Origin of the sequence: Pseudoalteromonas sp. NZS11_1 (assembly GCF_015864275.1) — a bacterium.
In the GTDB taxonomy this organism is placed as follows: domain Bacteria; phylum Pseudomonadota; class Gammaproteobacteria; order Enterobacterales; family Alteromonadaceae; genus Pseudoalteromonas; species Pseudoalteromonas arctica.
In genome coordinates this window covers 1-15655 of the sequence record NZ_JADYXK010000031.1, presented here as the reverse complement: position 1 = coordinate 15655, position 15655 = coordinate 1, and the positions used below count along the sequence as shown (strand labels likewise).

The 15655-nt window shown below is 40.0% G+C and carries 16 protein-coding genes; 15 read left to right on the top strand and 1 reads right to left on the bottom strand.

Annotated elements, in window-relative coordinates; genetic code table 11:
* Positions 1-9: 9 nt before the first annotated feature.
* The 13 genes from rsmG to glmU all read left to right on the top strand — a co-directional run bounded on the left by rsmG (position 10) and on the right by glmU (position 11112).
* Positions 10-630, top strand: coding sequence for a 16S rRNA (guanine(527)-N(7))-methyltransferase RsmG (gene rsmG / locus I6F44_RS17170; protein ID WP_121953909.1), 621 nt, complete (start codon positions 10-12; stop codon positions 628-630).
* A gap of 14 nt (positions 631-644) precedes the next feature.
* On the top strand, positions 645-1430 hold the full coding sequence (locus I6F44_RS17165) for a ParA family protein (RefSeq protein ID WP_004335235.1): 786 nt from the start codon (positions 645-647) through the stop codon (positions 1428-1430).
* A 20-nt stretch (positions 1431-1450) separates the two neighbouring features.
* The gene (locus I6F44_RS17160; RefSeq protein WP_121953908.1) at positions 1451-2374 is read left to right on the top strand and encodes a ParB/RepB/Spo0J family partition protein; all 924 of its coding nucleotides are present in this window, start codon (positions 1451-1453) and stop codon (positions 2372-2374) included.
* Positions 2375-2516: 142 nt separating this feature from the next.
* Positions 2517-2897, top strand: a complete 381-nt coding sequence (locus tag I6F44_RS17155; protein ID WP_007585983.1) for an ATP synthase subunit I — start codon at positions 2517-2519, stop codon at positions 2895-2897.
* Positions 2898-2912: 15 nt separating this feature from the next.
* Complete coding sequence (gene atpB, locus I6F44_RS17150; RefSeq protein WP_121953907.1) at positions 2913-3770, top strand: F0F1 ATP synthase subunit A; 858 nt, start codon at positions 2913-2915, stop codon at positions 3768-3770.
* A 61-nt stretch (positions 3771-3831) separates the two neighbouring features.
* Positions 3832-4074 (top strand): F0F1 ATP synthase subunit C, encoded by a 243-nt coding sequence (gene atpE / locus I6F44_RS17145; RefSeq protein WP_007585980.1) that lies wholly within the window; start codon positions 3832-3834, stop codon positions 4072-4074.
* Positions 4075-4115: 41 nt separating this feature from the next.
* Positions 4116-4586 (top strand): F0F1 ATP synthase subunit B, encoded by a 471-nt coding sequence (atpF, locus tag I6F44_RS17140; RefSeq protein WP_004335264.1) that lies wholly within the window; start codon positions 4116-4118, stop codon positions 4584-4586.
* A 16-nt stretch (positions 4587-4602) separates the two neighbouring features.
* On the top strand, positions 4603-5136 hold the full coding sequence (gene atpH, locus I6F44_RS17135) for a F0F1 ATP synthase subunit delta (RefSeq protein WP_007585978.1): 534 nt from the start codon (positions 4603-4605) through the stop codon (positions 5134-5136).
* Between the two features lie 14 nt (positions 5137-5150).
* Positions 5151-6692: a F0F1 ATP synthase subunit alpha gene (gene atpA, locus I6F44_RS17130; RefSeq protein ID WP_007585976.1), complete on the top strand. Its 1542-nt coding sequence runs from the start codon at positions 5151-5153 to the stop codon at positions 6690-6692.
* Positions 6693-6752: 60 nt separating this feature from the next.
* Positions 6753-7613 (top strand): F0F1 ATP synthase subunit gamma, encoded by an 861-nt coding sequence (atpG, locus tag I6F44_RS17125; RefSeq protein ID WP_007585974.1) that lies wholly within the window; start codon positions 6753-6755, stop codon positions 7611-7613.
* A gap of 33 nt (positions 7614-7646) precedes the next feature.
* Entirely contained in the window at positions 7647-9032 is a 1386-nt protein-coding gene (atpD, locus tag I6F44_RS17120; protein WP_007585971.1) for a F0F1 ATP synthase subunit beta, read from the top strand.
* A gap of 13 nt (positions 9033-9045) precedes the next feature.
* Complete coding sequence (locus I6F44_RS17115; protein ID WP_007377666.1) at positions 9046-9468, top strand: F0F1 ATP synthase subunit epsilon; 423 nt, start codon at positions 9046-9048, stop codon at positions 9466-9468.
* A 285-nt stretch (positions 9469-9753) separates the two neighbouring features.
* Positions 9754-11112 (top strand): bifunctional UDP-N-acetylglucosamine diphosphorylase/glucosamine-1-phosphate N-acetyltransferase GlmU, encoded by a 1359-nt coding sequence (gene glmU, locus I6F44_RS17110; protein ID WP_101163105.1) that lies wholly within the window; start codon positions 9754-9756, stop codon positions 11110-11112.
* A gap of 27 nt (positions 11113-11139) precedes the next feature.
* On the opposite strand, the gene I6F44_RS17105 is transcribed toward glmU, so the two are convergent.
* Entirely contained in the window at positions 11140-11982 is an 843-nt protein-coding gene (locus I6F44_RS17105) for a LytR/AlgR family response regulator transcription factor (RefSeq protein ID WP_121953905.1), read from the bottom strand.
* Positions 11983-12126: 144 nt separating this feature from the next.
* Here I6F44_RS17105 and I6F44_RS17100 point away from each other — a divergent pair, with 144 nt between their 5' ends.
* Both I6F44_RS17100 and I6F44_RS17095 read left to right on the top strand, forming a co-directional pair.
* Positions 12127-13356, top strand: coding sequence for an acyltransferase family protein (locus I6F44_RS17100; protein ID WP_121953904.1), 1230 nt, complete (start codon positions 12127-12129; stop codon positions 13354-13356).
* A gap of 83 nt (positions 13357-13439) precedes the next feature.
* Positions 13440-15233, top strand: coding sequence for a choice-of-anchor I family protein (locus tag I6F44_RS17095; RefSeq protein WP_197174248.1), 1794 nt, complete (start codon positions 13440-13442; stop codon positions 15231-15233).
* The last annotated feature ends 422 nt before the right edge of the window (positions 15234-15655 follow it).

Genomic DNA, 15655 nt, shown 5'->3' with positions numbered 1-15655 from the left:
GGGTACATAGTGTTACAGCAACAATTAACTACATTGTTAGCGCAAACTGATATTGCGCTAACAGAAAAACAACAGCAACAGCTAGTTCGTTACGTCGAGTTATTGAATAAGTGGAATAAGGCTTATAACTTAACCTCAGTACGCTTACCTGAAGAAATGATGATTAAGCATATTATGGATAGCTTAGTTGTTGCGCCTTACTTACCCGGTCATCATTATATTGATGTTGGAACGGGTCCCGGATTACCGGGTATCGTATTAGCAATTGCATTACCTAATACACATTTTGTGTTATTAGATAGCTTAGGTAAACGTGTACGATTTTTAATGCATGTTAAACATGAGCTTGGTCTTGATAATGTAACCCCGGTTCAGTCAAGAGTTGAAGAATATCAACCAAGTGTTAAATTAGACGGCGTACTAAGTCGTGCTTTTGCTTCATTACAAGATATGGTTGACTGGTGTTCGCACTTAATCGATCATTCGGGTAAATTTATAGCACTTAAAGGCGTGTTCCCTAGCGAAGAGCTAGAGTCACTACCTGCAGGCGTTAAGTTTGAGCAAAAAATTGCATTAGAAGTACCTAATTTAGATGCACAACGACATTTAATTATTCTTTCTAAAGACTAGGGATCAGAGACACCGTGGCAAAAGTCATCGCATTAGCAAATCAAAAAGGTGGAGTGGGTAAAACTACAACCGCTGTTAACCTCGCTGCGTCTATGGCTGCAACGAAACGTAAAGTGCTGTTAATTGATCTCGATCCGCAAGGTAATGCGACTATGGGTAGTGGCGTAGATAAGTATGGCGACGTGCCAACTATTTACGACTTACTTATTGAAGATAAACCTATAGAAGACGTTATCATCAAAGAAACGTCTGGTGAATACCACATGATTGCTGCAAACGGTGATGTAACCGCTGCAGAAGTTAAATTGATGGAATTATTTGCCCGTGAAGTGCGTTTACGTAACGCACTTGAAAAAATTCAGGACCAGTACGAATTTATTTTTATCGACTGTCCACCCTCTCTAAATATGTTAACTGTTAATGCAATGGCCGCAGCTGATTCTATTTTAGTGCCAATGCAGTGTGAGTATTATGCACTTGAAGGGTTAACCGCATTAATGGATACGATTACGCAACTTGCTAAGTTAGTGAATCCTAGCTTACAAATTGAAGGCATACTTCGTACTATGTACGACCCGCGTAACCGTTTGGCAAATGATGTATCAGAACAATTAAAACAACATTTTGGCGATAAAGTATACCGTACGGTGATCCCGCGTAATGTTCGTTTAGCTGAAGCACCCAGTTTTGGTACTCCTGCTATGTACTATGACCGGGCATCAAGTGGCGCTAAAGCGTATTTAGCACTCGCTGGTGAAATGTTACGCAGAAAAGAAAAAACAGCGTCCGTTGTCGCCTAACTTTGAGGTAAAAAAATAACATGTCTGCTAAAAAACGAGGTTTAGGCCGAGGACTCGATGCACTTTTAAGTTCGTCAAAGCCTGCACCAAGCCCAAGCAAGGAACAAGACACATCAAACGTTTCTGAGGCTATGCAAAATGCCGCGGCTAATAATAGTGAATTACAAAAACTCCCAATAGAGTTCTTACACTCTGGTAAATACCAACCTCGTAAAGACATGTCTGAAGAGGCGCTAGAAGAGCTTGCTAGTTCTATTCGCTCACAAGGTATTATTCAACCTATTGTTGTGCGCCCTATTGCACACAATAGCTTTGAGATTATTGCTGGTGAGCGTCGTTGGCGCGCAGCGCAAATAGCTAAGCTTGAAACAGTACCGTGTATTATTAAAGATGTACCTGATGAAGCTGCCGTTGCGATTGCACTGATAGAAAACATTCAGCGTGAAGACTTAAATGCCATGGAAGAAGCGGTTGCACTTAATCGTTTACTAATAGAATTTGAGTTAACACATCAGCAAGTAGCCGATGCAGTGGGTAAATCACGTACGACTGTAACTAACTTACTGCGTTTAAATAACTTAAATAACGATGTAAAGATTCTGTTAGAGCATGGCGATATTGAAATGGGCCATGCTCGTTGCCTGTTAGCACTTGAAGGTGAAGCGCAGTCAGATGCTGCTCGTTTAGCTGTAGCTAAAGCATTAACAGTTCGAGAAACTGAAAAGCTCGTACGTTCAATTATAGAACCTTTACCTGCTAAAGAAATAACCGAAAAAGATCCAGATGTTAAGCAGTTAGAACAACAACTCGCTGAAAATCTAGGTGCTAAAGTAGAGATTAACTACAATAAAAAAGGCAAAGGTAAACTGGTTATTTCGTATACTAACCTAGATGAACTTGACGGCATTTTAAATCGTATCAATCACGACAATACCCACCATTAGTTTTCTACATGTCTAAAAAGGGACATTTGTAGCTATTTCGTGTTACAAAGCATCTACTCAAGTTGCAAAACTGGCAGGATTAAGTATAATTTCGCCAGTTTTCACACCCTAACAATTAGAACGCAATAAAGGTTAACTAAACGTGACTGATAAGTTAGCGAGTCCATATCGACTTGCCGTATTAAAGTTAATTTGCCTTCAGGGTGTTGTAGCATTAGTTGCTGCTGTAATTATTTTTTTTAGTTCGGGAGTCAATGCCTCGCTTTCATCACTCGCTGGTGGAGCTGTAGCAGTACTTCCGCACTTTGTATTTGCACTTTATGCATTCAGATATATGGGTGCAAGTCGAGCAAATCAAGCGTATGCCTCGTTGAAACGCGGCAACGGATTAAAGTTTATGCTAACAATTGTATTGTTTGCGCTGGTACTGAAGCATTTTCCGGTAATTTTATTACCCTTTTTTAGTACTTATATACTGGCGCTCTTTACTGGATTGTTCGCACCCGTTTTTTTTAAACATTAACTTTTGGGATATAACATGGCAGCAGAAGAAGTTACTCTATCTGGCCATATCCAGCACCATTTGACCAATGCTAAGATGTGTTCGACCGATACAGGTCTCGCCTTCAATAAAGCATGTACGGACAGTGGATTCTGGACATGGCATATAGATACCCTTGCATGGTCTATCGGTTTAGGTCTTATATTTTTATGGATCTTTCGTAGTGCCGCTAAAAAATCAACACTAGGTGTACCTGGAAAATTTCAGTGTTTTATTGAAATAATCGTAGAATTTGTTGGCGACAACGTACGCGATACTTTCCATGGTAAAAGCAAGCTTATTGCACCATTAGCCTTAACGATTTTCGTTTGGGTGTTCTTAATGAACTTAATGGATTTAATACCAGTTGATTTCATTCCAGCACTTGCAGGTTTCGTTGGTGAGACTGCATTTGGTATGGATTCACACGATGTGTACATGAAAATTGTACCAACGACTGACATTAATATGACTTCAGCGCTAGCGCTGGGTGTATTTATACTAATGGTTGGCTTTTCAATCAAAATAAAAGGTATTGGCGGGTTTATTAAAGAGTTAACGCTTCATCCGTTCAACTCAAATAACGTGTTCGTTCAAATTATTTTGATACCATTTAACTTATTACTTGAACTGATTGCACTCGTTTCTAAACCGTTTTCATTAGCACTACGTTTGTTTGGTAACTTATATGCGGGTGAGTTGATTTTCATCTTGATCGGCGCTATCGGTTTTATGCAACTACCGTTGCACTTTGTTTGGGCAGTATTCCATATTCTAGTTATTACATTACAAGCATTCTTATTCATGATGCTTACGATTGTATACCTAAGCATGGCAAGTTCAGATAATCACTAATTTTTAGATTTACAATTTTACTTTTACTTTTAACTTTACAATTGAAACTTTGGAGAAATAAATGGAAGCTTTAGAATTATTAACAGGCTTAAAATACATCGCAGTAGCTTTACTAATCGGTTTTGGTGCAATCGGCACAGCAATCGGCTTTGGTAACATGGGCGGTAAATTCCTTGAAGCATGTGCGCGTCAACCTGAGCTTGCACCTTCGCTACAAGTTAAGATGTTTATTCTTGCTGGTCTAATCGATGCTGTAGCAATGATTGGTGTTGGTATCGCTATGGTATTGTTGTTCGTACTTTAATTTTATTCTTTGAACAGCTTACTATTTAAGGAGGAGCGGTTGTGAATTTAAACGCCACTCTTATCGGTGAATTGATTGCGTTTACGGTGTTCGTATTATTTTGTATGAAATACGTATGGCCACCACTAAACGGTGCAATTGAAGCTCGCCAGAAAAAAATCGAAGATGGTTTAGCTGCCTCTGATAGAGCCGAAAAAGACTTAGAACTTGCGCAAAAGAAAGCTGCTGAACAGCTTAAAGATGCAAAAGCTCAAGCGGCTGATATCATTGATCAAGCTAAAAAGCGTGCAGTGCTAATTGTTGACGAAGAAACACTTCGTGGTCAACAAGAGCGTGAAAGTATCATTGCTCAAGGGCACTCTGAAGTTGAGTCTGAACGTAATCGCATAACAGAAGAACTACGTAAGCAAGTAGCAACTCTGGCAGTGATTGGCGCAGAACGTATTTTAGAGCGTGAAATTAATCAAGCCGCACATAGTGACATCGTTGAAAAACTTGTCGCTGAGCTGTAATTAGGAGGGTATGAGCATGTCTAATTTGACTACTATCGCTCGCCCATACGCTAAAGCGGCTTTTGAACTTGCCGTTGAGAAAGGCACTCTAGAAAGCTGGAATGATATGTTGTTCTTTGCAGGCCATGTAGCCAGCAATGAGCAAGCATCGTCTGTTTTAGCGAGTATGCCTACAGCTACTGCACAAGCTGAATTATTTATTCAACTTTGTGCTGAGCAGCTCAACGAACAAGGTCAGAACCTAGTTAAGGTGATGGCTGAAAATGGACGTTTGACAGCTCTACCTGAAGTTGCACAGTTATTTGCTGAATTTAAAGCAGAATACGATAAAGAAATCGAAGTAGATGTGATTTCTGCAACTCCTCTTGTTGCTGCGCAACAAGAGTCATTGGTAGCGGCACTTGAAAAACGTTTCGCACGCAAAGTTAAGCTGAATTGTAGTGAAGACGCGTCAGTGGTTGGTGGACTTATTATTAGGTCTGGCGACACTGTAATCGACGGTACTATTCGCGGTAAATTAAACCGCTTAGCTACAACACTACAATCGTAATTGGGAAAAAGAGCATGCAACTTAATTCCACTGAAATTTCAGATCTGATCAAACAACGTATTGAGAAGTTCGAAGTTGTAAGTGAAGCTCGTAACGAAGGTACTATTGTATCTGTTACTGACGGTATCATCCGCATCCACGGTCTTGCTGACTGTATGCAAGGTGAAATGATTGAGCTTCCTGGCAGCCGTTATGCTATCGCACTAAACCTTGAGCGCGACTCAATTGGTGCAGTAGTAATGGGTCCGTACGCTGACCTTACTGAAGGCGTAAAAGTATATACAACTGGTCGTATTTTAGAAGTTCCTGTTGGTCCTGGTTTACTTGGTCGTGTTGTAAACACACTAGGTGCTCCAATCGATGGTAAAGGCGCTCTAGATAACGACGGGTTTGAACCTGTAGAAAAAATTGCACCGGGTGTAATCGAGCGTAAATCTGTAGATGAGCCAGTTCAAACTGGTTATAAATCTATTGATGCGATGATTCCAGTTGGTCGTGGTCAACGTGAACTTATCATTGGGGATCGCCAAACAGGTAAAACTGCACTAGCAATCGATGCAATCATCAATCAAAAAGACACAGGCGTTAAGTGTGTGTACGTTGCGATTGGTCAAAAAGCATCTACTATTGCAAACGTAGTTCGTAAATTAGAAGAGCATGGTGCACTAGCAAATACTATCGTAGTTGTTGCATCTGCTTCTGAATCTGCGGCACTTCAGTACTTAGCACCGTTCGCGGGCTGTACTATGGGTGAATACTTCCGTGACCGTGGTGAAAACGCATTAATCGTATATGATGATTTGTCTAAGCAAGCAGTTGCTTACCGTCAAATTTCATTACTACTTAAGCGTCCACCAGGCCGTGAAGCATACCCAGGTGACGTATTCTATCTTCACTCTCGTCTTTTAGAGCGTGCATCGCGTGTAAACGCAGATTACGTTGAAAAGTTCACTAATGGTGAAGTGAAAGGTAAAACTGGTTCATTGACGGCATTGCCAATCATTGAAACTCAAGGCGGCGACGTTTCTGCGTTCGTACCGACTAACGTTATCTCTATCACCGATGGTCAGATCTTCTTAGAAACTGACTTATTCAACTCAGGTATCCGTCCGGCAGTAAATGCTGGTATCTCGGTATCGCGTGTTGGTGGTGCTGCACAAACTAAAATCGTTAAGAAACTAGGTGGCGGTATTCGTCTAGCCCTAGCTCAGTACCGTGAATTAGCTGCGTTTTCGCAGTTCGCGTCTGACCTTGATGATGCAACTCGTGCTCAACTTGAGCATGGTGAGCGTGTAACAGAGCTAATGAAGCAGAAACAGTACGCGCCAATGTCTGTTGCTGATATGTCTTTGTCGTTATTTGCTGCTGAAAAAGGCTTCCTTCAAGACATCGAAATCGCGAAAATCGGTGACTTTGAAGCAGCTTTACTTTCGTATGCAAATAGCACATACGCAGAGCTTGTGGCTCAAATCAATGAAACTGGTAACTTGAATGCCGAGATCGAAGCGCAGCTTAAAGAACTTCTAACGAAGTTCAAGTCTACGCAAACTTGGTAATTTAGTTATTAATGGTGCGCTTTAGGAAACTAAAGCACACCTTGATTCGGAGAGAGAGTCATGGCCAGCGGAAAAGAGATTAAAAGCAAGATCGGGAGTATTAAAAATACTCAAAAGATCACTAGCGCAATGGAAATGGTTGCTGCGTCTAAAATGAAAAGGGCGCAAGAACGCGTTGCTTCAAGCCGTCCATACGCTGACAAATTACGTGAAGTAATTGGTCGTGTTGCTCAAGCAAATCTTGATTTTACTCACCCGTTCTTAAAAGATCGTGAAGTGAAACGAGTTGGTTATATTGTTATCTCTACAGACCGTGGTCTGTGTGGCGGTCTAAACTCAAACGAGTTTAAGAAAGTTGCACTTGATGTTAAAGCGTGGAAAGAAAAAGGTGTTGATGCTGAATTTGCTACTTTAGGTAGTAAAGCAGCTGGCTTCTTTCAACGTTTTGGTGGTCAACTACTCGCTAAAAAAGCGGGCCTAGGAGATAAACCTTCAGTACAAGACGTTATTGGTCCTGTAAAAGTTATGCTTGATGCATTTTCTGAAGGCAAAATAGACCGTTTATTCTTGGTATATAACAAATTCGTTAATACCATGAGGCAAGAGCCAATTATAGATCAGTTACTCCCTTTGCCAAAAGCTGAAGAAGAAGTATCTGCTCACACATGGGATTACTTATACGAGCCAAATCCAGAGGCTATTTTAGAGTCTTTGTTAGTACGCTTTATTGAGTCTCAAGCATACCAAGGTGTGGTAGAAAATGCTGCCTCTGAACAGGCTGCTCGTATGGTTGCAATGAAAGCTGCAACTGATAACGCAGGTGACCTTATGGACGAGCTACAGCTTGTTTATAACAAGGCTCGCCAAGCAGCAATCACACAAGAAATTAGTGAGATTTGTTCTGGCTCAGCAGCAGTTTAATGCTTCGGGTAAAGATTAACGAGAGGAATAGACATGAGTTTAGGTAAGGTCGTCCAAATTATCGGCGCCGTTGTGGATATTGAATTTCCACAAGATAGCGTGCCAGCGGTATACCACGCACTAAGAGTAACAGATGGCGATTTAGCTGGTTTGACTCTAGAAGTTCAACAACAGCTAGGTGGCGGTGTAGTGCGTACTATCGCTATGGGTACTACTGATGGTTTACGTCGTAGTGCTTTAGTTATGAATACAGGTGAATCGATTCAAGTTCCAGTTGGTAAAGCAACACTTGGTCGTATCATGAACGTACTTGGTGAGCCAATCGATGAAGCGGGTCCAATCGGCGAAGAAGACCGTATGTCTATTCACCGTGCAGCACCTTCATACGAAGAGCAATCAAGTTCAGTTGAACTTTTAGAAACTGGTATCAAGGTTATCGACCTTGTATGTCCGTTTGCTAAAGGTGGTAAAGTTGGTTTATTCGGTGGTGCCGGTGTTGGTAAAACTGTAAACATGATGGAACTTATCCGTAACATCGCAATCGAGCACAGCGGCTACTCAGTATTCGCAGGTGTTGGTGAGCGTACACGTGAGGGTAACGATTTCTACCATGAGATGAACGATTCAAACGTACTTGATAAAGTATCGCTTGTATACGGTCAGATGAACGAGCCTCCAGGTAACCGTTTACGCGTAGCGTTAACAGGTCTTACTATGGCTGAAAAGTTCCGTGATGAAGGTCGCGATGTACTTTTCTTCGTAGATAACATCTACCGTTATACTCTTGCTGGTACAGAAGTATCTGCACTACTTGGTCGTATGCCATCAGCGGTAGGTTACCAGCCTACACTTGCTGAAGAAATGGGTGTGCTTCAAGAGCGTATCGCTTCTACTAAGACGGGTTCAATTACATCAATCCAAGCGGTATACGTACCTGCGGATGATTTAACGGATCCATCTCCAGCAACTACCTTTGCTCACTTAGACGCAACAGTAGTACTTTCACGTGATATCGCATCACTTGGTATCTACCCAGCGGTAGACCCACTTGATTCATCTTCACGTCAACTTGACCCACAAGTAATTGGTCAAGAGCACTACGATACAGCACGTGGCGTTCAAACAGTTCTTCAGCGTTATAAAGAACTTAAAGACATCATTGCAATCCTAGGTATGGACGAGCTTTCTGACGAAGATAAGCAACTTGTATCTCGTGCACGTAAAATCCAACGTTTCCTATCTCAGCCATTCTTCGTGGCAGAGGTGTTTACAGGCGCGTCTGGTAAATACGTATCACTGAAAGATACAATTTCTGGCTTTAAAGGCATCTTAAACGGTGAATTTGATGATATGCCAGAGCAAGCGTTCTACATGGTTGGCTCTATCGAAGAAGCTCAAGAAAAAGCCAAAGGCATGTAACTAGGAGGGTAGTATGACAGCTATGACTGTACATCTTGACGTAGTAAGCGCTGAGCAGAGTTTGTTCTCTGGTCTTGTTGAATCGATTCAAGTATCTGGTAGTGAAGGCGAGCTGGGTGTAAACCTAGGCCATGCTCCACTACTAACTGCCCTTAAACCTGGTATGGTACGTTTAGTTAAGCAATTTGGTCACGAAGATGTGATATATGTTGCTGGCGGTACATTAGAAGTTCAACCAAATCACATCACGATTCTTGCAGATACTGCGGTTCGTGGTGAAGATTTAGATGAAGATTCTGTACAAAAAGCTAAACGTGAAGCTGAAGAACATATGGCGAATTCGTCAGCTGTTGAGTTTGATTATCAGCAAGCGGCTACGCGACTGGCAGAAGCAGTTGCTCAGTTACGCGTAATTCAGCAATTACGTCACAAGTAAGCCTATCCGGTTTGTAAAAAGCCCACTTTAAGTGGGCTTTTTTGTGCCTGTTACTTTTGTATTTACACTAAATACCTTAGTCCGATTATTATCTACACTTTTACACTTATATCCTGCCGGAATCCTCGCTACAATAACGTCATCCAATTAAGTGTGTTTTTTCAGTCAAGATTCAGTACTAATAAACTAACCTACTGAGTATTTGCACAAGAAGTGATTTACGTAATCTTCTGATCAAACATAAGACTTATTTAGCTAAAACAACGAAAAAAGGAAATTGTTTTAATGGCTCTAACAACTATTATTCTTGCTGCGGGTAAAGGTACTCGTATGCGCTCTGCTCTACCTAAAGTTTTGCACAAAGTTGCAGGTAAACCAATGGTGCAGCACGTTATTGATAATGCGATGGCATTAGGTGCAACGACTACAAACCTAGTTTACGGACACGGCGGCGAACTATTACAACAACAACTTGCCGATAACAATGTAAATTGGGTACTTCAAGCTGAACAACTTGGTACTGGCCACGCAGTAGCGCAAGCCAACTCTCATGTTAATGATGAAGACACGGTATTAATTTTATACGGTGATGTACCACTAACAAAACAATCAACACTAGAGCGTTTATTAGCCGCAACACCTAAAAATGGTTTAGCTGTATTAACGGTAAATTTGGTAAACCCAAATGGCTATGGTCGAATGCTTCGTGCCGGTGGTAAGTTAGTTGGTATTGTTGAGCAAAAAGATTCAAGTCCAGAGCAGTTACTTATTAACGAAGTAAATACAGGCATTATGGCTGTTAACGGTAAGCTATTAAAAACATGGTTAGGTAACTTATCTAACAATAATGCACAAGGCGAGTACTACTTAACAGATATCGTTGCAATGGCTCACAGTGAAGGCGTAGAAATCACTTCAGCTCAGCCAGACCATGCAATGGAAGTTGAGGGCGCAAATAACCGCGTACAACTTGCAGGCTTAGAGCGCGCTTACCAAGCATGGCAAGCAGAAGAGTTAATGTTAAATGGCGCAACACTTGCTGACCCTGCGCGTATTGATGTGCGAGGAACAGTTACCACCGGTGAAGATGTACTTATCGACGTAAACGTTATTTTTGAAGGCACGGTCACGCTTGGTAATAATGTACAAATAGGTCCTAACTGTGTCCTTAAAAATTGTAGTATTGGTGATAACGTTATTATTAAAGCTAATACACTGATTGAAGATGCCACAGTTGCAGATAAGTGTACGCTTGGTCCTTATGCTCGCCTTCGCCCAGGCGCTGTAATGGAAGAAGACTCACACATTGGTAACTTTGTTGAGATGAAAAAAACCCGTCTAGGTAAAGGCTCTAAAGCCAACCACTTAAGTTATTTAGGTGATGCTGAAATTGGCGAAAAAGTGAATATTGGCGCTGGCACTATTACCTGTAACTACGATGGTGTTAACAAAGCAAAAACTATTATTGGCGATAATGCCTTTATTGGTTCTAATTCATCACTCGTTGCCCCAGTAAATATAGGCGCAACTGCAACAATTGGTGCAGGCTCTGTGATCACCAGTACCGTTGAAGATGACCAATTAGCAATAGCACGCTCTAAACAGCGTAATTTAACGGGTTGGAAACGCCCAGTTAAAAAATAACAATAGAGGCTACTTAGGTAGCCTTTTTTATTTTAGCTGAAGTTTAAATTGCTCTTTATAGCGTCTAGACAAGTTAAGTACTTTACCTGTTGTTAGTTTTATTTCACTGTCGCCACTGGGGAGTGCTGTAATGGACTCCACTTTATCGAGTTTTACGCCATGGCTGCGGTGAATTCTACAAAACCCCTGCACTTCAAGTTGTTTGCTCAATGCTGTAAGCGTTGCCCTTAAAGGATATATACGTGAGCCTATATGTAGGTTTACATAATTACCCGACGATTCAAGCCAATCAACATCCTCTATTTTTATAATGAATTCTTTTCCGAGCTTTTTAACCAATAAGCGATTTATGGTCGATGTTGTTTGCTGCTCACTTTCTTCAATTGAAGAAGCTTCACCTAATAATTGCTGCACCACATATTGATATACTTTGATAAGTACGATGAAAAATACAAAGCTTATAGCATCTTTCTGGTATTCATAAATAAGCTCAAACCAACTAAGTCCAAAGTTGTAAGACCCATCATTCAACAAATATATGAATTTACGAACCCCTACCATAATACCAACGTGTAACACGCTGAATATAATAGAGGCACCAAAGTACATACCTAATGAGGCTGTAATGTTTTGCCAATTAAAAGGTAAGTATCTTAAAAACCAAATTAAAATAGGGAATATAAGCAAAGTACTCAAGGCACTTGAATACTCCCAAACAAAAGGTTCCCACATTAAAAATGTTAAAACACCCTCTCTTTGGGCTTCCATTATTTGGGTTGTAGCGTTTACTGTATTATTAATTAATACGTAAGCACACAGTAATACTGATGCGTAAATGCTTTGAAAACGTTGAAAGTGCTGTAGGTTCATAAATATATGCTTATTGCTGATGTGGCACGCTTATCCCTGTATACCACCTTTTATCACTATTGCTTGTAATATAAGCACTTATAGATAGTTTTAGCGAGAGCTTTAGGTATGAATAACGCATAACATACATAAAGTAGTAAAAGCATGAGCACTCAAGTACAACAACCTTCATTAGTTAATTCGCGTAAATATTATCTTGATTGGCTTAGGATAATCGCATTTGCGTCGCTAATTTTTTATCACATTGGCATGTTGTATAGCGAAAACTGGGGATTTCATTTTAAAAGTAATTATACATCACAGTATGTTGAATATTTAATGTTGGTGTTTTCACCTTGGCGCATGTTGCTCATTTGGTTTATATCGGGCGTAGCACTGCGTTTTATGATTGATAAAGTAAGCGGCTTTAAGCCTTGGTTATTGTTCACTTTAAATCGTTCCATTTTTTTACTATTACCCTTGCTGGTGGGATTATGGCTAATAGTGCCTTTTCAGCTGTTTGCAGAAATGTCGCAGCAAGGTGTTATTGATATTAGCTATTGGCAATTTTATTTAGCTTTTATAGAGACGAACAATACGCTTTTTATTAATTATCAGTCTGGAGTGTGGCCGAATGTGGATGTAAATCACTTATGGTATTTGCGCTCGTTGTGGCAATTTATGCTGATCATTATTGTTTTAACTCTTTTTGCACGCTTGCCCTTTATTGCGCCTTTAAAAACATTTGTTAAAGGGGGTATGTCATTTGGGTTTTTAATTACCTTGCTCATTATTGCCAAACTATTTACAAGCCATTACTTAACTGGCGATTCAATCAGAGAGACTAACGGCTTAATACTGCTACTCTCAGGATACATACTTGCTAAAAACACTTACTTTTGGAACTGCTTAAATAAAAACTTGGTATTACTGGCTTTGAGTTTTGCGGTTTTGTTTGTACTTATAATATTAAGTTATCAGAAGGTGTTTACTCTTCCTCATTTTATTTTAATCGGTAGCTACAATATTCAACGTGTTGTAGGTGTATTTTTTGTACTTGCGTTCGCTCACCGATTTTTAAATTTTAATACTTACTATTTAAAACAGCTCAATGTATGGGTGTTTCCCTTTTATTTATTGCATCAAAGCATTTTGATTATTTTGTGTTTTTTACTACAGCCTTTAAGTTTAGGGCCTGTTGCTGAACCATTAATTATTATTACAGGGACTTGGTCTTTTTGCGGTGTTATTACATGGGGTATTACACGTATTGATGTACTTAGACCTTTGCTAGGGGTTGCAATTAAACGAGATTATTCCCCTACTGTAAAAATTCTTGGTTATACGGCCGCTTTAATTTTAATAACTCCGCTAGCGTATAAGCTAATTACTTAGACTGAGGGGGTGTATTAAAACTGCCATAATCTTGTCATGCCTGTGTGTTGATATTTAGCAAATACAATACTAAGGAAAATTACATGTTTAAAAAATCAATTATTGCGCTGTCACTTATATCTGTTCTTACTGGTTGCTCACTTGATGGTGACGATGGTCAAAACGGCTCTCAAGGATTACAGGGAGAACAAGGCACAGGTGGGACTAATGGGTTAAATGGTATAAATGCCAATTCAGCATTAAATATTAACCTTGTGGGTAGAGGTGTATTAAATGCACAAAGCCCAGAAGGTGCAGCTGAAATAGTTGCATATCAAGCATCTAAAAAATGGATTTACGCTATTAACAGTTCAGGTGATGACGCTGTTGTTAATATTTTACCCGCCGACACCTTTGATACTGCCGCACTCGTTAAAGATAACGAAGGGGTTATCAGCGCCACAAATTTAACATCCGTTATTACGTTGCCTTTAAACGAGCATACCCAAGGCGATGCAAACAGCATTGCTATTGATGAAAATAACAATCTACTTGCAGTGGCAATGGCTGCTGAAAGCACGGGTGATACAGGTCAAATTGCTTTTTACGATATAAGCGGCGACTCACCTGTATTTATTAAAAATGTTACAGTCGGATTTTTACCAGACATGGTGACGTTCACCCATGATGGCGCAAAGGCAGTGGTTGCTAACGAAGGTGAACCAAGTGGCGACTACAGCGTAGATCCTGAAGGTTCTATTAGTATTATCGATATAACAAATAATGTAATAGCCGATACAGCAATAAATATTGATTTTAAAGCCTATAACAACAAACAAACCGAACTAGAAGCGCAAGGGGTCGTTTTTGCAAACCCAAATGGTCGTACTATTAACGGTAATCTAATAAATACCACAGTAGCTATGGATTTAGAGCCCGAGTACGTTAGCATTTCTAAAGATAACAAATATGCTTATGTATCTATTCAAGAAAACAATGCACTTGCAATAGTTAACCTACAAGACAACAGTCTTGAGCTAAAGGGCTTAGGCTTTAAAGATTGGTCAAGCTTACAACTTGATGCCTCAGATAAAGACGGCGGCGTTAATTTTAAATCATACCCAGGGCTCTATGGTATTTACCAGCCCGATACTATCTCAAGCTTTAGTTGGAAAGGCGCTAACTTTATAGTTACTGCCAACGAAGGTGACGCAAGAGAATACTTTTTTGATACAACGGATGAAGCAGACTGTATAGCAAAGGGCGGGCTTGATTTCGATAAAGACGATGGCTGCTTAGCTTATATAGATGAGAGCCGCGTTGAAGACTTAACGCTTGCTACTAATTTTGATTACTTAAATAATGACGATGATGATATTGGTCGCTTAAAAGTAACAACAATAAAAGGCGATACCAATAACGACGGGCAATACGAATCGCTTTACGGCTATGGCGCACGTTCTTTTACTATTTGGGATAGCAATGGGCTGGTGGTTTTTGATTCAGGTGACGATATAGCACGTATAACAGCATCTGTGCATGGTGAATCATTTAACAATAATGAAGATGAAAACAAAGGTGACTCACGTTCAGATGATAAAGGCGCAGAGCCTGAAGCGCTGACTATTGGTAAAATTGACGATCGTACATTTGCTTTTGTTGGATTAGAACGTATGGGCGGTATTATGGTTTACGACATTACTAATCCATACAATGTGCAATTTGAAGACTACTTCTATAATAGAGGCTTAATTAAAGGAGCGAATATTACAGGCGATTTGGCACCTGAAGGAATGGTATTCGTTTCAGCAGAGCAAAGTGCAACAGGAAATCCACTCTTAATTGTTGGAAATGAAATATCAGGCTCTATTGCCGTATGGGAAATAGCATCTAAATAAATCTTTAATTTTAAATAAAGCTGTGTGTTGTTTGTTTAACATACAGCTTAGTTTAAACCTTACTAATACATCATCAATTGATACATAAATTATGAGTGTTTTTTAAACTAAAAGTATCCTGCAGCCCTTTATTTGTATAGCTTTCATACTAAATTCATTTAATTGTCAAAAAGCTGAAATAAAACATTGACCCCCGCTCGAATCTCCCTATAATGCGACCCCACTGAGACAGGAAACGCCAACGCATAGCGAGGCACGAACTACTCAGAGAGTTAAGTAAAACTTCGGTTTTAAATCTTCCAAAAAGAAAGTTTAAAACTAAGTGTTGACTCGAAAAATAAAGGGTGTATTATTCGCATCCCTTGAGACGCTAAAGCGACTCAAAACGTTCTTTAACAATATAAAGCAATCATCTGTGTGGG